14 protein-coding genes and 1 pseudogene are annotated in these 17,249 nt (G+C 69.9%); 3 read left to right on the plus strand and 12 right to left on the minus strand.

Annotation, left to right across the window (positions count from 1 at the left end; genetic code table 11):
• Positions 1–81 precede the first annotated feature (81 nt).
• From PUR71_RS30155 to PUR71_RS30165, 3 genes and pseudogenes are all read right to left on the minus strand, one after another.
• A pseudogene (locus tag PUR71_RS30155) lies at positions 82–312 on the minus strand (ADP-ribosylglycohydrolase family protein); the annotation flags it as partial.
• A 133-nt stretch (positions 313–445) separates the two neighbouring features.
• Positions 446–913, minus strand: a complete 468-nt coding sequence (locus PUR71_RS30160) for an NUDIX hydrolase (RefSeq protein ID WP_329930340.1) — start codon at positions 911–913, stop codon at positions 446–448.
• Positions 900–1,661, minus strand: coding sequence for a helix-turn-helix domain-containing protein (locus PUR71_RS30165; protein WP_329930341.1), 762 nt, complete (start codon positions 1,659–1,661; stop codon positions 900–902). Before PUR71_RS30165 ends, PUR71_RS30160 begins: the two co-directional genes overlap by 14 nt.
• Positions 1,662–1,874: 213 nt before the next feature.
• Between PUR71_RS30165 and PUR71_RS30170 the strand changes: the two genes are divergently transcribed.
• Genes PUR71_RS30170 through PUR71_RS30180 form a run of 3 tightly spaced genes read left to right on the plus strand, consistent with a single transcriptional unit; the run spans position 1,875 to position 2,772 of the window.
• Entirely contained in the window at positions 1,875–2,303 is a 429-nt protein-coding gene (locus PUR71_RS30170; protein WP_329930342.1) for an ATP-binding protein, read from the plus strand.
• Positions 2,300–2,455, plus strand: coding sequence for a hypothetical protein (locus PUR71_RS30175; RefSeq protein WP_329930343.1), 156 nt, complete (start codon positions 2,300–2,302; stop codon positions 2,453–2,455). Before PUR71_RS30170 ends, PUR71_RS30175 begins: the two co-directional genes overlap by 4 nt.
• Before the next feature lie 20 nt (positions 2,456–2,475).
• Complete coding sequence (locus PUR71_RS30180) at positions 2,476–2,772, plus strand: hypothetical protein (protein WP_329930344.1); 297 nt, start codon at positions 2,476–2,478, stop codon at positions 2,770–2,772.
• 288 nt (positions 2,773–3,060) lie between these two features.
• Here the strand turns inward: PUR71_RS30180 and PUR71_RS30185 are convergent, their stop codons facing one another.
• From PUR71_RS30185 to rplL, 9 genes are all read right to left on the minus strand, one after another.
• Complete coding sequence (locus PUR71_RS30185; protein ID WP_329930345.1) at positions 3,061–4,275, minus strand: cytochrome P450; 1,215 nt, start codon at positions 4,273–4,275, stop codon at positions 3,061–3,063.
• A gap of 70 nt (positions 4,276–4,345) precedes the next feature.
• Entirely contained in the window at positions 4,346–5,083 is a 738-nt protein-coding gene (locus PUR71_RS30190; RefSeq protein WP_329930346.1) for an SIR2 family NAD-dependent protein deacylase, read from the minus strand.
• Entirely contained in the window at positions 5,080–5,724 is a 645-nt protein-coding gene (locus PUR71_RS30195; RefSeq protein WP_329930347.1) for a hypothetical protein, read from the minus strand. The genes PUR71_RS30190 and PUR71_RS30195 overlap by 4 nt, the downstream gene beginning before the upstream one ends.
• A 120-nt stretch (positions 5,725–5,844) precedes the next feature.
• On the minus strand, positions 5,845–6,525 hold the full coding sequence (locus PUR71_RS30200) for a response regulator transcription factor (protein ID WP_329930348.1): 681 nt from the start codon (positions 6,523–6,525) through the stop codon (positions 5,845–5,847).
• A complete protein-coding gene (locus PUR71_RS30205) occupies positions 6,522–7,709 on the minus strand; it encodes a sensor histidine kinase (RefSeq protein ID WP_329930349.1) in 1,188 nt (395 codons plus the stop codon). The genes PUR71_RS30200 and PUR71_RS30205 overlap by 4 nt, the downstream gene beginning before the upstream one ends.
• 118 nt (positions 7,710–7,827) lie before the next feature.
• The gene (locus PUR71_RS30210) at positions 7,828–8,505 is read right to left on the minus strand and encodes a hypothetical protein (RefSeq protein WP_329930350.1); all 678 of its coding nucleotides are present in this window, start codon (positions 8,503–8,505) and stop codon (positions 7,828–7,830) included.
• 182 nt (positions 8,506–8,687) lie between these two features.
• Positions 8,688–12,581 carry a DNA-directed RNA polymerase subunit beta' gene (locus PUR71_RS30215; protein ID WP_329930351.1) on the minus strand — a complete coding sequence of 1,298 codons (3,894 nt, stop codon included), beginning with the start codon at positions 12,579–12,581 and terminating at the stop codon, positions 8,688–8,690.
• Positions 12,582–12,682: 101 nt separating this feature from the next.
• Positions 12,683–16,159: a DNA-directed RNA polymerase subunit beta gene (gene rpoB, locus PUR71_RS30220; RefSeq protein WP_329930352.1), complete on the minus strand. Its 3,477-nt coding sequence runs from the start codon at positions 16,157–16,159 to the stop codon at positions 12,683–12,685.
• A gap of 699 nt (positions 16,160–16,858) precedes the next feature.
• Entirely contained in the window at positions 16,859–17,242 is a 384-nt protein-coding gene (gene rplL, locus PUR71_RS30225; RefSeq protein WP_329930353.1) for a 50S ribosomal protein L7/L12, read from the minus strand.
• Positions 17,243–17,249 lie beyond the last annotated feature (7 nt).

The raw sequence follows: 17,249 nt of genomic DNA on the forward strand, positions 1-17,249 counted from the left end.
GCTACGGCGGGTTCCGAGAGGGCTGCGGTACGTCATGGCCCTTCGACGCGCCCGCCCGCCCCCCGGTTCCCGGCGTCCGGCTCAGTCCCAGAGCGCGCCGAACTCGAGGAGTTCGTCGCGGTGCTCGATCCGCTCGACCCAGTCGGCAGGCCAGGCCGCCTCGCCGTGGTGGGCTCCGGCGAAGGCGCCGGTCAGGCAGGCGAGGGAGTCGGAGTCGCCGCTGGAGTAGGCGGCGCGGCGGACGGCGGCCACCGGGTCGTCCGGCAGCAGCAGGAAGCAGAGCAGGCCGGTGGCGAACGCCTCCTCGGCGAGCTTGCGGACGGCGTAGGCGGAGGTCGCGAGCCGCTACCTCACATACGGTGGCCGCAATCCGAATCACCCCAGGTCAGGGCGATTCCGAGGGCGGCTTTGACGGGAGCGCAAGTCCGCTCCCGCGGCGCTTCGACTACCGAACGACCGGAATCTGTCCGCTCCGCCAGTCATTGAGCCGCTTACGGATGCTGGCGACCATCGGGAGCGCGTCCACCTCGTCCGGGTTGAACCAGGCGACTTCGAAGGACTCGTCCGAGGTGCGGAGGGTGCCGCCGGTGGCCCGTCCGAGCAGGCAGATGGAGAACTCCTGGCGGACCTCTCCGTCGTCGTACGCGAAGACGTGGCCCGGGTTCGTATAGGTGCCGACGATCCCAGTGATCTCGATCTCGATACCGGTTTCCTCGTGGGTCTCGCGGATCCCGCATCCCGCGAGGGATTCTCCCAGCTCCATCTTTCCGCCCGGCAGTGCCCACATGCCGTTGTCGGTGCGCCGCTGCAACAGGACTCGGCCTGTCCCGTCCACCACGACCACAGAAGCAGCCGGAACCAGGCTGTTGGGCTTGGGGGCGTTCGGGTCGTCTTCGTAGTCACGCCTGGCCACGCTCGGTCGCCTCCCAGATGTTCCGCCCCCGCCCCCAGAGCTCTTCGACATGATCGGCGAAGCGGTCGAACATGCCGTCCGGCTGACTTCGCCTCAGGTGAAGCATCGGCGAGTCATGGCCGACCCGGCGGGCGAGGATCGGCGTCACGATCATCTCATCGTCGAACCGGAAGACGGACAGGTTGACGTGGCCGGTCTCGAACCGGCCCTCGATGTTCCCGACCGGGCGAAGGCGCTCCAGCTCGCTTATCGTCACGGCGATGCGGGTGGACAGGGTGAGAGGTACGTCCTCCTCCACCTCCCGGGCTCTGGTCACGGGGCTTTCCGGGTCTCCGATGAGGAACCGGACCCGGCAGCCGGCCTGCGCCTTTCGACGGAGCGCGCCGGCAAGGTTGGCCTGCTCCAACCACAGGAAGTAGTTGGTGTAGCCGGCGAAGGTCAGTTCCTTCTGCGCCTTGGTGATCAGCGAGCGCCAGAGGGAGGATGGCGCAGCCGACCGATACGGAAAGACCTGGACGATCTCACGGTCAGGGCCAGTCTTGAGCGCCGAACCGACAGCAGTGGGCCACAAGGCAGCTTCCTCCTCGCCTAACGCCTCGCAGGCCGTCCATCGATGCCGGGCGTGGGGAATGCGCGTCGGGTTGGAAATCCAGCGACTGACCGTTTTGGCATCGACGCCGCATGCCTCTGCGAGCTGTGTTTCCGTCATCTTGGCATTCGCCAACGCCCGCCGGAGAGCGTGGTTCATAGTTCGCCTCCTTGGCCCATGGGGGACGGGACGAACCATAGCGGCGAAGTGTCCCAAACGTCCCGCAAACGCAGTAGGAACGCCCTGACGTGCGATGCAACATCGGAGTGTGATCGAGGGCTTCCGCTCCGCAGCCGGTGACTTCCATCCCGGACTGCCCCAGGAACTCGTTCTCGATCGCCACCAACGGCCTGCCCCGGAGGGGACTCTGACGTGCCCGGAACGCTTGAAACACCGCCGGTATGCAGCCGCTCGCTGCCACGCCACCGGAAGTCCGTTGGTCTGGCCCGGGACCTGCTCAGGGAGTACCTGGATGGAGCGCCCGAGGGTGAACACCTGCTCTCCACAGGCGAGTTGATTCTGTCGGAACTCGCGACCAACGCGGTGGTGCATGCCCGGGTACCTCCGGGCCGACGCATCGCGGTGCGGTTCGAAGTGGTCTGCGGCCATCTCCGGATCGAGGTGCATGACGCGAGCAGCGAGCGGCCCGCGATCCGGCGATCCACCGGCCCGGATGACAGCTCGGGGCGGGGGTTGTGTCTGGTGGAGGCCTTGTCGACGGAGTGGGGCTGTCAGCCCCGGCCGAGTGGCATCGGGAAGATCGTTTGGGCCCTGGCGGGCCCGGAAGGTGGTGTGTGGTGAAGCTCGAAAGCGCGTCCGGGGCGGCGGGAACGCGGTGCAACTACTGCGGCGCGGGGCTGCGAAAGGCGGTGACCCGGCGCATCGGCGTCAACGGTCAGACGGTCGGCGTGCACATGCGGCACCCGCGCCGGGCGGGGGAGGTGTCGGCGTGACCGGCACGACAACGGAGCACATGACCCAGTTGAATGCGCCGTACCCGTTCCCCGTGGCGGTGGAGGTCCGGGGCGTCACGGAGACGGCGCGGTTCTCCCAGCTGTCGGACGCGCTGACGGCGCTGCTCGGCTCGCTGCGGGCGCTGCCACTGGACGCGGAGCAGTGGAAGTACTTCGACGACCTCTTCGGGCCGGAGGCGGTGCCCTCGATCGGGCACCGCCTCGCGATGTACGGCCAGGTGCGGGCGCTCGCGTTCGTCGGGATCACGCCCTACGTGGTCAAGCTGCACCCGGCCGATCCGGAGGTGCGCCCGTGAGGCGGCCCGATCCTCGGACCTGGTGGGGCGGGGTCGTGTGGTGGTGGTCTCTGCGTGGCCAGTTCTCCTGGCCGGTGCGGGCTGTCTCGCCAAGTCGGCGGGCGGCCTACCGGGACGTGAAGGCGTGGTTCGCAGAGATCCAGTACGCCGAGACCTCCCGGGCGCGGTTGGCGCGGCGGATCTGGCGGGAACGCACGGGAGTTGATGATCCGCTGGCCGGGCTGGACGAGGCGGAGCTGTTCCGCCGGATACCCGTCGCCTTGCCCACGGCCGCTCCCCCCTCTTCCGTCACACCTCGACCAACAGTTCTTCCAGCCCCCGGATCACGTAGCCCGGGCGCCACTCGGGCTCGCGGACGAGCCGCAGGCCCGGCGCCCGGCGCAGCAGCGCGCCGTACGACTCGGTGAGCTCCAGTCTGGCCAGCGGGGCGCCGAGGCAGAAGTGGATTCCGGCGCCGAAGGTGACGTGCGGGTTGTCGGTGCGGCCGAGGTCGAGCCGGTCGGGGTCGGCGAAGCGCGCCGGGTCGCGGTTGGCGGAGCCGAAGAGCAGCGCGATCTCGGAGCCGCGCGGGATGGTGACGCCGCGGACCTCGATGTCCTCCAGCACCCAGCGCTCGAACATCTGCAACGGGGTGTCCCAGCGCATCAGTTCCTCGACGGCGGTGGGCAGGAGTCCGTCCACGTCGGCGCGCAGCCGGGCGAGTTCGCCGGGGTTGCGGAACAGCGCCCACCACCCGTTGCCGGTGGTGTTGACGGTGGCCTCGTGGCCGGCGTTGAGCAGCAGCACGCAGGTGGAGATCATCTCCTGCTCGCTGAGCGCGTCGTCGCCCTCCTGGGCCTGCACGAGGGCGCTGATCAGGTCGCTTCCGGGGGCGGTGCGCCGCTCGCGGATCAGGGCGCGCAGGTAGTCGGAGAACTCGATGCTCGCGGTGACCGCCCGGCGGGCCGCCTCCTCGGTGGGGTTGAGCTCGAACATCCCGGTGATGTCGGCGGACCAGGGCCGCAGCAGGTGCCGGTCGGCCTCCGGGACGCCCAGCATCTCGGCGATCACGGCGACCGGCAGCGGCTCGGCGACGGCGGCGACGAGGTCGCCGCCGCCGTCCGCGAGCAGTCCGTCCACGAGCTCCGCGGCGAGCCGCCGGACGGTCGGGCGCAGCCCCTCGACCATCCGCGGGGTGAAGGCCTTGGAGACCAAGCGGCGGATCCGGGTGTGGTCGGGCGCCTCCAGGTCGAGCAGCCCGTGGTCGTTGAGGGTGTGGAACGGCTCGTGCGCCGGGTCGGGCGCGGGCCGGCCGAACTCCTCGTGGCTGAAGCGGTGGGTGTACGTGCGCCCGAGCCGGCGGTCGCGCAGGAGCGCGCTGACGTCCTCGTGGCGCGGGACGAGCCACTGCTTCGTCGGCTCGTAGTACGTCACCGGCGCGTGCTCGCGCAGTTCGGCGTACGCGTCGTACGGGTGGGCCACGAACGCCGCCGACCAGGGGTCGAACTTCGCCGTCGTCGTCATCGGTCGATCACTCCAGGCCAAGAGGGGGGCCAGCCGGAAGGGTCATCGTACGCACGCGGTTCGTCCGCCCTTAAGCGTGTTCCGCGATCAACTTCCGCACCAGCGCCGGGAGGGCCTCGGAGATCGGCTCCCTGATCACCTCGTCCGCTGCCTCGTCGAACGGCGTCGGCTCGCCGTTCACGACGACCAGCCGGGCGCCGCCCTCCAGCGCGATCTGCGGCAGCGAGGCCACCGGGTAGACCTGGAGGCTGGTGCCGACCGCGACGAAGAGGTCGCAGGCCTTGGCGATCGCGTCGGCCTGCTGGAGCACCACCGGGTCCAGCGCCTCCCCGAACATCACCGTCCGCGGGCGCAGGATCCCGCCGCACTCCCGGCAGTCCGGGTCCGGTTCGCCCGCCTCGACCCGGGCCAGCGCCTCGGCCATGTCGCCGACCACCCGGCAGCGCGCGCACTGCACCTCCCGTGCGGTGCCGTGCAGTTCGAGCAGCTTGCGGGTGGGAAGGCCGGCCCGCTGCTGCAGGCCGTCGACGTTCTGCGTCAGCACCCGCACCGGCAGCCCGGAGCGCTCCAGGTCGACCAGCGCGTGGTGCCCGGCGTTCGGCTCGGCGGCCTGCGCCCCCGCGTCGCGGCGCATCAACCAGGCCCGGCGGCGCACCTCGGGGTCGGCCAGGTACGGGCCGAGGGTGACCAGCTTCCGGGCCGACGGGTCGCGCTGCCAGAGCCCGTTCGGGCCGCGGTAGTCGGGGATGCCGGAATCGGTCGAAATGCCCGCGCCGGTGAGCACGGCGATCAGTGGACGCTTGGTCATACCCGGACCGTACGGCCAGCGGCCCACCGGCGGCCACCGAGAATCAGCGGGGACAGCGCGATCAGGTAGCAGACGGCGGCCAGCGGGATGAAGGCCAGGTCCACCATCGACCCGAGCGTCCCGGCGACCATCAGGACCGGGCTCCACCAGCGCAGTGTCCGGGCGGCGCCCACCGAGGCGGCGACCAGCAGGGCCAGCAGGCCGACGTAGAACAGCAGGGGGCCGACCTCGTACACGGCCGTGAGCACCCCGGGGACGGCCTGGATCCGCTCGAACATCCGCGTCTGGTCGCCCTTGGTCGCCGACGCCACGCCGACGTACAGGTCGATCCCGATCTGGAGCACCGAGGCCACCAGCCCCGCGAACGCCACCCCCAGCGCGGCGCCCGCCGCGAGCCGCCCGGCCACCGTGCCGCGCGGGGCGAGCAGCCGGCGCAGCGCCAGGAGGATCGGCGCGAACAGCAGCAGCCCGGCGAGCATCAGCGCGTGGCCGGTGGTCCAGCCGGGGCCCGGCTCGCGGGACCCGGGCACGAGGCGGATGCCGCCGTACAGTGCCATCAGGACGGGGGCGCCGACGACGGCGTGGGCGGTGAGGCGGGTACTGGTGCTGCGAGTGCTGCCGGCGCTGCGAGGGGCGTTCATCTGCGTTCTCCCGTGGTGTCCGTGATCCGTTCTCCGACACCACGGATGCTGTCCGCCGGGGCCCTCGTCACGGATCGCCCGCACCGGCGAACTGCCCGCCTCCCCCGCGCGGGGGAGCGGTCAGTCCTCCCCCGCCACCACCGCGCCGGCCTCGTACGCGAACACCACCGCGTGCACCCGGTCGCGCAGCCCCAGCTTGCTCAGCACATTGCTGACGTGCGTCTTCACGGTGTGCTCGCTGACCACCAGCTCCGCCGCGATCTCCGCGTTGGACAGCCCGCGCGCGAGCAGCCGGAGCGTCTCCTGCTCGCGCAGGGTCAGCTGCTCCAGCAGCTTGGACGGCGGACGGACCGCCCGCTGCGGCGCCCCCGGACGGCGCGCCGCGAACTCGCCGATCAGCCGCTTCGTCACCGAGGGCGCGAGCAGCGCCTCCCCCGAGGCGACCATCCGCACGCCGTGCGCCAGGTCGTCCCGGCGGACGTCCTTCAGCAGGAAGCCGCTCGCACCCGCGTACAGCGCGTCGAAGACGTAGTCGTCGATGTCGAAAGTGGTCAGCATGATCACCTTGGTGTCCGGGAACTCCGCGCACACCCGCCGGGCCGCCTCCAGCCCGTCCATCACCGGCATGCGGACGTCCAGCAGCAGCACGTCGGGGCCGTGCTCGCGCACGGCCTCGACGGCCTCGGCGCCGTCGCACGCCTCGGCCACCACCTCGATGTCCGGCTGGGCGTCCAGGATCATCCCGAACCCGGCCCGCACCAGCTCCTGGTCGTCCGCGACGACCACCCGTATCGGCGTCATCCGCCCTCCCTCTCCGCCACCCCGGCCGGCCCCAACGGCAGCCGGGCAGTCACCAGGAAGCCCTCGCCGGCCGGCCCCGGACCGGCCTCGGCCCGCCCGCCGCAGGCGGCGGCCCGCTCCCGGATGCCGACCAGCCCGCGTCCGCCGGACCAGCCGCCCACCGCGCGGTCGGCGGCGAGCGGCACGCCGCGGCCGTTGTCGGACACCACGACCTCCAGCGTCCCGCCGGCCCGCCGCACCCGGATCGCGGCCCGGTCGGCACCGGAGTGCTTGACGGTGTTGGTCAGTGCCTCCTGCACGATCCGGTACGCCGCCGCCTCGACGTCGGCGGGCACCGCGCCCAGCCCGTCCGCGAGGTCGAGTTCCACCCGCAGGCCGGCCCGGCGCACCCGCTCGGCGACGTCGGCCAGTTCGGCCAGGCGCGGCTGCGGGGCCAGCTCCGGACTCGCCCCGTCCTCCTTCAACACCCCCAGCACGCGCCGCAGTTGGACCATCGCATCGCGACCGGAATCGGCGATCGTGTCGAACGCGCGGATCGCCCGATCCGGCTTGCTGTGCACCACCAGGGGGCCGGCCTCGGCCTGGATCACCATCAGCGAGACGGCGTGCGCCAGGATGTCGTGCATCTCCCGCGCGATCCGGGCCCGCTCCTCGGCGACCGCCCTGGCCGCCTCGCTGGCCGCCCGCTCCCCGGCCTCGCGGGCCCGCGCCGCCTCCACCCTGGCCAGCTGCCGCTGGGCGCGCACCAGCGAGCCGAAGACGAACGAGCCGACCGAGGTGAGCAGGCTGAACAGCATGCCGTTCGGCGAGTGGGTGCCCAGCACGTTGGCGATCACCACGACCGCGAAGACCGTCCAGCGCTGCCGCTCCGAGGAGCGCTCCGCCACCGTGTAGATGCCGATCACCGCGTACAGCGGCAGCTGCGGGTTCGCCGAGTGCGCGACCAGCGACAGCACCACCGACGCCGCGCTGACCAGCGCCAGCGAGGTCAGCGTGAACCGGCGCCGCCAGGGCAGCGGCAGCGCGGTCGAGACCGCGACCAGGTAGACCCACCAGGGCCACGCCACGTCGTCGTTGTAGACCGACCACAGCGAGACCGCCGCCGAGGCCAGCGCCAGCAGTGCGTCCAGCACGTACGGACTCCGCCCGGCCGTCCAGCCCCGCCAGCGCGCAGCGCGCTCCACCGTCGTACCTCCCCCGTACCCGGGGACGCCGTCCCCGCGGAGAAGATCATGCCCTACCGGCAGGACCTCCGGGACGGCCCGGGCGGCCGGACGCACGGGCCCGGCCACGGCGGCCCGGTCAGACACCGGAGACCGTCACTCCACCGGTCTCGGCCCGCGCGGTGATGCTGCGCGCCGCCCCCGCCTTCGACGGGATGCCGAGGTCCACCCCGCCGACCCCGGCCCGCGCGTCCACCGCGTACTCCACCCCGGCCGGCACTTTGAGCCGGACTCCTCCGGTCGACACCTTGGCCTCGACCGCGGTCGGCGCCGCCACGAAGTCCGCCCGCACCCCGCCGTCGGTGGCGCTCAGCCGCACCTGCGGCGAGGTCAGCCCGGTCGCCTCGACGCCGCCGGTGTCCACCGACGCGTCGACCTCGGCGGCCAGGCCGACCAGGCGCACCCCGCCGGTCTCCTCCCTGACGGTGACCTTCGTCCCGGCCGGCACCCGCACGTCGTACCCGACGCCGCACGCGTCGCAGTCGTACGTCAGCCGCAGCACGCCGTCCTTCACCTCGTGCGTGGTGCGCGGCGCGTCCCCCCTGTAGTTCTGCTTCTCGGTCACCTGCACCGCGGTGCCCCCGCCCGTGACGACGACCCCGCCGGTGTGCCCCTCGACCACCAGCTCCCGGACCCCGTCCGCTACGCCGTAGCTCACCGTGCGGTGCTCCTCGTCGCCGTCGCCGAACGGCAGGCACGCCGACATCCCGAACAGCACGGCCCCCGTGATCGCCATCGCACCCAGTACCCGCTTCATGTCCGGCCCCCTTCGCAAGCCCGCCATCCCGACCCCGAGAAGGCTCCCGCAGCGACGCCCTCCCCGCCTCCCTCCCCGGAGCGGTCCTCGGCACTCCCCCGCGCGGGGGAGCCGGGCCCGGGAACGCCGCAGGGCGGCCACCCCGTGAGGGGTGACCGCCCTGCGGTCGTTCGACGCGAGACTCAGCCGGTGTACGGGCCGTAGTCGTAGTCGTCCAGCGGGACCGCCTGGCCGGAGCCGGCGCCGAAGGGCGACAGGTCGTAGTCGTCGTAGCCGACGGCCGAGTACATGGCGGCCTTGGCCTCCTCGGTCGGCTCGACCCGGATGTTGCGGTAGCGGGGCAGACCCGTACCGGCCGGGATGAGCTTACCGAGGATGACGTTCTCCTTGAGGCCCAGCAGCGGGTCCGACTTGGCGTGGATCGCCGCGTCGGTGAGGACCCGGGTCGTCTCCTGGAAGGAGGCGGCCGACAGCCAGGACTCGGTGGCCAGCGAGGCCTTGGTGATACCCATCAGCTGCGGACGGCCGGAGGCGGGGTGACCGCCCTCGGAGACCACGCGACGGTTCTCCTGCTCGAAGCGACCGCGCTCGACGAGCTCGCCCGGGAGCAGCTCGGCGTCGCCCGACTCGATGATCGTCACGCGGCGGAGCATCTGCCGGATGATGATCTCGATGTGCTTGTCGTGGATCGACACGCCCTGCGAGTTGTAGACCTTCTGGACCTCGGCGACCAGGTGGATCTGGACGGCACGCTGGCCCATGATGCGCAGGACGTCGTGCGGGTTGGTGGCACCCATGGTCAGCTTCTGGCCGACCTCGACCGCCTCGCCCTCGCTGACGAGCAGCTTCACGCGCTTGGACACCGGGTACGCGATCTCGTCGCTGCCGTCGTCCGGCGTGATGACGATCTTGCGGGTCTTCTCGGTGTCCTCGATCCGCGCCCGGCCGGTGGCCTCGGAGATCGGGGCCACACCCTTCGGGGTACGGGCCTCGAAGAGCTCGACGACACGCGGCAGACCCTGGGTGATGTCGTCACCGGCCACACCACCGGTGTGGAAGGTACGCATGGTCAGCTGGGTGCCGGGCTCACCGATGGACTGGGCGGCGATGATGCCGACCGCCTCACCGATGTCGACCAGCTTGCCGGTGGCCAGCGAGCGGCCGTAGCAGAAGGCACAGGTGCCGACGGCCGACTCACAGGTCAGGATCGAGCGGACCTTGACCTCGGACACGCCGTGACGGATCAGCTCGTCGATCAGCACGTCACCGAGGTCGGTGTTGGCCGTGGCGAGGAGCTTGCCGTCGACGGTGATGTCCTCGGCGAGCATGCGGGCGTAGACGCTGGTCTCGACGTCGTCGGCCTTGCGCAGCACGCCGTCCGCGCCCACGGAACCGATCGACAGCTTCAGGCCGCGCTCGGTGCCGCAGTCCTCCTCGCGGATGATGACGTCCTGGGAGACGTCGACCAGACGACGGGTGAGGTAACCGGAGTCGGCGGTACGGAGGGCGGTGTCGGCCAGACCCTTACGGGCACCGTGGGTGGAGATGAAGTACTCCAGCACGGTGAGACCCTCACGGAACGACGCCTTGATGGGTCGCGGGATGGTCTCGTTCTTGGCGTTCGACACCAGACCACGCATACCGGCGATCTGGCGCATCTGCATCATGTTTCCACGAGCACCCGAGTCGACCATCATGAAGATGGGGTTCGTCTTCGGGAAGTTCGCGGCCATGGCGTCCGCGACCTCGTTGGTCGCCTGGGTCCAGATGCCGACGAGCTCCTGCTTGCGCTCGTCGTTGGTGATCAGACCGCGCTCGTACTGCTTCTGGACCTTCTCCGCCTTGGCCTCGAAGCCCTCCAGGATCTGGGGCTTGCTCGGCGGGACGATGACGTCCGAGATCGAGACGGTGACACCGGAGCGGGTCGACCAGTGGAAGCCGGCCGACTTCAGGTTGTCCAGGGTCGCCGCGACGACGACCTTGGGGTAGCGCTCCGCCAGGTCGTTGACGATCGCGGAGAGCTGCTTCTTGCCCACCTCGTAGTCGACGAACGGGTAGTCCTCGGGCAGCAGCTCGTTGAAGAGCGCGCGGCCCAGGGTGGTGCCCAGGCGGAAGGGCTCGCCCTCGAACCAGGTCGGCTGGCCGTCCTCGTCCACCGGGGCGGTCCAGCCGCGCGGCGGGACGGTGCCGGCGCCGAGGCGCAGCTCGATCGGGGCCTGGACGTCCAGTTCGCGGGCGTCGAAGGCCATGATCGCCTCGGCGGTCGACGAGAAGGTGCGGCCGGCGCCCTTCACGTTGTCGCGGTCCGAGGTCAGGAAGAACAGACCGAGCACCATGTCCTGGGTCGGCATGGTGACGGGGCGACCGTCGGCCGGCTTCAGGATGTTGTTCGAGGACAGCATCAGGATGCGGGCCTCGGCCTGCGCCTCCGCGGAGAGCGGCAGGTGGACGGCCATCTGGTCACCGTCGAAGTCCGCGTTGAACGCGGTGCAGACGAGCGGGTGGATCTGGATGGCCTTGCCCTCGACCAGCTGCGGCTCGAAGGCCTGGATGCCGAGGCGGTGCAGGGTGGGCGCACGGTTCAGCAGGACCGGGTGCTCGGCGATGACCTCTTCGAGCACGTCCCACACGACCGGGCGGGCGCGCTCGACCATGCGCTTGGCCGACTTGATGTTCTGCGCGTGGTTCAGGTCCACCAGGCGCTTCATCACGAACGGCTTGAAGAGCTCCAGCGCCATGGCCTTCGGCAGACCGCACTGGTGCAGCTTGAGCTGCGGGCCGACGACGATGACCGAACGGGCCGAGTAGTCGACTCGCTTGCCGAGGAGGTTCTGGCGGAAACGACCCTGCTTGCCCTTCAGCATGTCGCTGAGGGACTTCAGCGGGCGGTTGCCCGGGCCGGTGACCGGACGGCCGCGGCGGCCGTTGTCGAACAGGGCGTCGACGGCCTCCTGGAGCATGCGCTTCTCGTTGTTCACGATGATCTCGGGGGCACCGAGGTCGAGCAGGCGCTTCAGGCGGTTGTTGCGGTTGATGACGCGGCGGTACAGGTCGTTCAGGTCGGAGGTCGCGAAGCGGCCACCGTCCAGCTGCACCATCGGACGCAGGTCCGGCGGGATGACCGGCACGCAGTCCAGCACCATGCCGTTGGGCTTGTTGGTGGTCTGCAGGAACGCGGAGACGACCTTGAGGCGCTTGAGCGCACGGGTCTTCTTCTGGCCCTTGCCGGTGCGGATGATCTCGCGCAGGCGCTCGGACTCCTCCGCCAGGTCGAAGGTCTCGAGGCGGTCCTTGAGGGCCGCCGCGCCCATCGAGCCGGAGAAGTAGGTGCCGAAGCGGTCGCGCAGCTCGCGGTAGAGCAGCTCGTCGCCCTCGAGGTCCTGGACCTTGAGGTTCTTGAAGCGGGCCCACACCTCGTCGAGGCGGTCGAGCTCGCGCTGCGCGCGGTCGCGCAGCTGCTTCATCTCGCGCTCGGCGCTCTCGCGCACCTTGCGGCGCACGTCGGCCTTGGCGCCCTCGGCCTCCAGCTCGGCCAGGTCGGTCTCGGCCTTCTTGGCGCGGCCTTCGAGGTCGGCGTCGCGGCGGTTCTCGATCTGCTGGCGCTCGACGGAGACGTGCGCCTCCAGCGACGGCAGGTCGCGCTGACGGCGCTCGTCGTCGACCCAGGTGATCATGTAGGCGGCGAAGTAGATGACCTTCTCGAGGTCCTTCGGCGCCAGGTCGAGCAGGTAGCCGAGGCGGGACGGCACACCCTTGAAGTACCAGATGTGGGTGACCGGAGCGGCCAGCTCGATGTGGCCCATCCGCTCGCGGCGCACCTTGGCGCGGGTCACCTCGACGCCGCAGCGCTCACAGATGATGCCCTTGAAGCGGACGCGCTTGTACTTACCGCAGTAGCACTCCCAGTCCCGGGTGGGGCCGAAGATCTTCTCGCAGAAGAGCCCGTCCTTTTCCGGCTTCAGGGTGCGGTAGTTGATGGTCTCCGGCTTCTTGACCTCGCCGTGCGACCACTGGCGGATGTCGTCGGCGGTGGCCAGGCCGATGCGGAGCTCGTCGAAGAAGTTGACGTCAAGCACTGGTCGTCAAGCCCTCTTTCGTAAGTCGAGAGTCGTTCATGTGGTCTGAGGGGGGCCTGGGGGCGGGCCGGCCCACGGTCAGCGGGCCGGCCCAACCTCCGTCAGACCTCTTCGACGCTGCTCGGCTCGCGCCGGGACAGGTCGATGCCGAGCTCCTCGGCGGCGCGGAAGACGTCCTCGTCGGAGTCCCGCATCTCGATGGACTGGCCGTCCGAGGACAGCACCTCCACGTTGAGGCAGAGCGACTGCATTTCCTTGATGAGGACCTTGAAGGACTCGGGAATGCCGGGCTCGGGGATGTTCTCGCCCTTGACGATGGCCTCGTAGACCTTCACGCGGCCGAGCACGTCGTCGGACTTGATGGTGAGCAGCTCCTGCAGCGCGTAGGCCGCACCGTACGCCTCGAGGGCCCACACCTCCATCTCACCGAAGCGCTGACCACCGAACTGCGCCTTACCACCGAGCGGCTGCTGGGTGATCATCGAGTACGGACCGGTCGAACGGGCGTGCAGCTTGTCGTCGACCAGGTGGTGCAGCTTGAGGATGTACATGTAGCCGACCGAGACCGGCATCGGGAACGGCTCGCCGGAGCGGCCGTCGAACAGGCGGGCCTTGCCGGTGGAGTTCACCAGGCGCTCGCCGTCACGGGTGAGCGTGGTGTTGTCCAGCAGGCCGGTGATCTCGTCCTCGCGGGCGCCGTCGAAGACCGGGGTGGCGAGGTTGGTGCCGCCCTGGACGGTGTCGGCGCCGATCGCCTGCAGGCGCTGGGCCCACTCGTCGGCGAGGCCTGAGACGTCCCAACCCTGCTTGGCGAGCCACCCGAGGTGGATCTCCAGGACCTGCCCGGGGTTCATTCGGGACGGGACGCCCAGCGGGTTGAGGATGATGTCGACCGGGGTGCCGTCCTCCAGGAACGGCATGTCCTCGACCGGCAGGATCTTGGAGATGACGCCCTTGTTGCCGTGACGGCCGGCGAGCTTGTCACCGTTGGTGATCTTGCGCTTCTGGGCCACGTAGACGCGGACCAGCTGGTTGACGCCCGGGGGCAGCTCGTCGCCCTCTTCGCGGTCGAAGACGCGGACGCCGATGACCTTGCCGGACTCACCGTGCGGCACCTTCAGCGAGGTGTCGCGGACCTCACGGGCCTTCTCGCCGAAGATCGCGCGGAGCAGGCGCTCCTCCGGGGTCAGCTCGGTCTCGCCCTTCGGGGTGACCTTGCCGACCAGGATGTCGCCGGTGACGACGTCGGCGCCGATGCGGATGATGCCGCGCTCGTCGAGGTCGGCGAGGACCTCCTCGGAGACGTTCGGGATGTCCCGGGTGATCTCCTCGGGGCCGAGCTTGGTGTCACGGGCGTCGACCTCGTGCTCCTCGATGTGGATCGAGGAGAGGACGTCGTCCTGCACGAGGCGCTGCGACAGGATGATCGCGTCCTCGTAGTTGTGACCCTCCCACGACATGAACGCCACGAGCAGGTTCTTGCCGAGGGCCATCTCGCCCTCGTCGGTGCACGGGCCGTCGGCCAGGACCTGGCCGGTCTCGACCCGGGCGCCCTCGTCCACGAGCACCTTCTGGTTGAAGGCGGTGCCCTGGTTCGAGCGGGTGAACTTGGCGGCGCGGTACGTGGTGTACGTGCCGTCGTCGTTCGCCACGGTGACGTAGTCGGCCGAGACCTCCTGGACGACACCCGCCTTCTCGGCGGTGATGACGTCGGCGGCGTCGACGGCGCAGCGGTACTCCATGCCGGTGCCGACCAGCGGGGCCTCGCTCTTCAGCAGCGGCACCGCCTGGCGCATCATGTTCGAGCCCATGAGCGCGCGGTTGGCGTCGTCGTGCTCGAGGAACGGGATCATGGCGGTCGCGACCGACACCATCTGGCGCGGCGAGACGTCCATGTAGTCGATCTCGGAGCCCGGGATGTAGTCGATCTCGCCGCCGCGGCGGCGGACCAGGACGCGCGGCTCGGCGAAGTGCAGGTCCGCGGTCAGCGGGGCGTTCGCCTGGGCGATGACGTAGCGGTCCTCCTCGTCGGCGGTGAGGTAGTCCACCTGCTCGGTGACGACACCGTCGACGACCTTGCGGTACGGGGTCTCGATGAAGCCGAACGCGTTGACGCGGCCGTACGAGGCGAGCGACCCGATCAGACCGATGTTCGGGCCTTCGGGGGTCTCGATCGGACACATGCGGCCGTAGTGCGAGGGGTGCACGTCACGGACCTCGAAGCCGGCGCGCTCACGGGAGAGACCACCGGGACCGAGGGCGGACAGACGGCGCTTGTGGGTCAGGCCCGACAGCGGGTTCGTCTGGTCCATGAACTGCGACAGCTGGCTGGTGCCGAAGAACTCCTTGATGGAGGCGACGACCGGCCGGATGTTGATCAGGGTCTGCGGCGTGATCGCCTCGACGTCCTGGGTGGTCATGCGCTCGCGCACGACGCGCTCCATGCGGGCGAGACCCGTACGGACCTGGTTCTGGATCAGCTCGCCGACGTTGCGCAGGCGGCGGTTGCCGAAGTGGTCGATGTCGTCGACCTCGACCACGATGTCGCGGCCGGTCTCGTCGTTCCACTCGGTCTCACCGGCGTGCAGCTTCACCAGGTACTTGATCGCACCGATGATGTCGGGCTCGGTGAGCACGCCGGAGTCCAGCGACTCGGCGTTGCCCAGCTTCCGGTTCACCTTGTAGCGGCCGACCTTCGCGAGGTCGTAGCGCTTCGGGTTGAAGTACAGGTTCTCCAGAAGCGTCTGCGCGGCCTCGCGCGTCGGCGGCTCGCCCGGACGCAGCTTGCGGTAGATGTCCAGCAGCGCGTCGTCCTGGCCCTGGGTGTGGTCCTTCTCCAGGGTGTTGCGCATGGACTCGTACTCGCCGAACTCCTCGAGAATCATCTCGTTGGTCCAGCCGAGCGCCTTCAGCAGCACGGTGACGGACTGCTTGCGCTTGCGGTCGATGCGGACGCCGACCATGTCGCGCTTGTCGATCTCCATCTCCAGCCAGGCACCACGCGAGGGGATGACCTTGCAGGAGTAGATGTCCTTGTCGGAGACCTTGTCCAGGGTGGAGTCGAAGTACACACCCGGGGAACGGACCAGCTGCGACACGACGACACGCTCGGTGCCGTTGATCACGAACGTGCCCTTGTGGGTCATGAGCGGGAAGTCGCCCATGAAGACCGTCTGAGACTTGATCTCACCGGTCTCGTTGTTGGTGAACTCGGCCGTGACGAAGAGCGGGGCCGCGTACGTGAAGTCACGGTCCTTGCACTCGTCAATGGAGTTCTTCGGCGGCTCGAAACGGTGGTCGCGGAAGGTCAGGGACATGGACCCGCTGAAGTCCTCGATCGGGGAGATCTCCTCGAAGATCTCCTCCAGACCGGACTTGGTGGGGACGTCCTGACCGTTCTCCAGCGCCGCCTCGACCCGGGACTTCCAGGCCGCGTTGCCGAGCAGCCAGTCAAAGCTCTCGGTCTGCAGGGCGAGGAGGTTGGGGACCTCGAGGGGCTCCTTGATCTTCGCGAACGAGACGCGGAGCGGGGCGGTGGATGCGGCGGAATTGTTCGAGGCGTTGCGCGGCGCGGCCAAGAGGGGGGTCCTTCCGAGGGCTCGGAGCTCACTACGCGCGTACCAGCCGGGCCTGCTTGGGCTTGGTCCCGCCTCCCTCGCCACTGGCCTCCGCCGGGATCGAAGTCCCAGGTCAGAGCCGCTTTGCGGAGGTGGTGCCAGACCCCTTCAGGGCAACGCAAACTCCGGGCGACGAGTCACGGAGCAGCTAACAGGCAGCGCAAAGGGACAGTGTAGCCAAAAGGCACACTGCTGTCCAGCTCTGATTCGGAAACCGAATCGGAGACTCCTCCCGGTAGCCGGCGGGCGCGGAGCTCGCCGGTACTGCTCTGGGCACTGCACGGGCCCGGACCAAGCCGGGCCGCTCAACTCACGTGGAGTCACTTCCCGCCGGAGCCGCTGGTTATGCATCCAGCCGCACACCAACCGGGCAGACTCGCGCCTCGAGAATCGCGCGCCGCGCCGGGTTCGTCAAGGGCCCCGCCTTCGGCGCGGACCTCGCCCTGTCTATCGATCGGAACCCCTCCGGCGTTACAGAAGCCGTGGTGGGGGCTACTCCCGATGACGGTGATCACCATACCCCCCGGCACCGACAGTGCCGAGTGAGCCATGGGCCACACCGGTGGTCCCGGCCCGGGGCCGGAAACGCGAAAAAGGCCGGGCCGACCACCCGCAAGGGTGATCGGCCCGGCCCGGAGCCCCCTCAGAGGGGGCCCGAGATCACTTGACGGTGACCTTGGCGCCGGCACCCTCGAGGGCGGCCTTGGCCTTCTCGGCAACGTCCTTGGCAACCTTCTCCAGGACCTTGGCACCAGCGGTGTCAACGAGGTCCTTGGCCTCCTTCAGGCCGAGGGAGGTCAGGGTGCGCACCTCCTTGATGACCTGGATCTTCTTGTCGCCAGCGGCCTCGAGGATGACGTCGAACTCGTCCTGCTCCTCAGCGGCCTCGGCCGGGGCGCCCGGGGCGGCAATGCCGGCCACGGCGACCGGGGCGGCGGCGGTGACGTCGAACTTCTCCTCGAAGGCCTTCACGAAGGCAGCGAGCTCGATGAGGGTGAGCTCCTCGAACTGCGCGAGCAGCTCGTCCTGGGACAGCTTCGCCATGATGGCG

It is taken from the genome of Streptomyces sp. SP17BM10, from assembly GCF_036322405.1.
Taxonomy (GTDB): Bacteria; Actinomycetota; Actinomycetes; order Streptomycetales; family Streptomycetaceae; genus Kitasatospora.

Bases quoted from the DNA above. Each gene is read 5' to 3' on its own strand.
- PUR71_RS30165 (WP_329930341.1), bottom strand. From the start codon at position 1,661: ATGAACCACGCTCTCCGGCGGGCGTTGGCGAATGCCAAGATGACGGAA.
- PUR71_RS30180 (WP_329930344.1), top strand. From the start codon at position 2,476: ATGACCCAGTTGAATGCGCCGTACCCGTTCCCCGTGGCGGTGGAGGTC.
- PUR71_RS30185 (WP_329930345.1), bottom strand. From the start codon at position 4,275: ATGACGACGACGGCGAAGTTCGACCCCTGGTCGGCGGCGTTCGTGGCC.
- PUR71_RS30210 (WP_329930350.1), bottom strand. From the start codon at position 8,505: ATGAAGCGGGTACTGGGTGCGATGGCGATCACGGGGGCCGTGCTGTTC.
- PUR71_RS30200 (WP_329930348.1), bottom strand. From the start codon at position 6,525: ATGACGCCGATACGGGTGGTCGTCGCGGACGACCAGGAGCTGGTGCGG.
- rplL (WP_329930353.1), bottom strand. From the start codon at position 17,242: ATGGCGAAGCTGTCCCAGGACGAGCTGCTCGCGCAGTTCGAGGAGCTC.
- PUR71_RS30195 (WP_329930347.1), bottom strand. From the start codon at position 5,724: ATGAACGCCCCTCGCAGCGCCGGCAGCACTCGCAGCACCAGTACCCGC.
- PUR71_RS30190 (WP_329930346.1), bottom strand. From the start codon at position 5,083: ATGACCAAGCGTCCACTGATCGCCGTGCTCACCGGCGCGGGCATTTCG.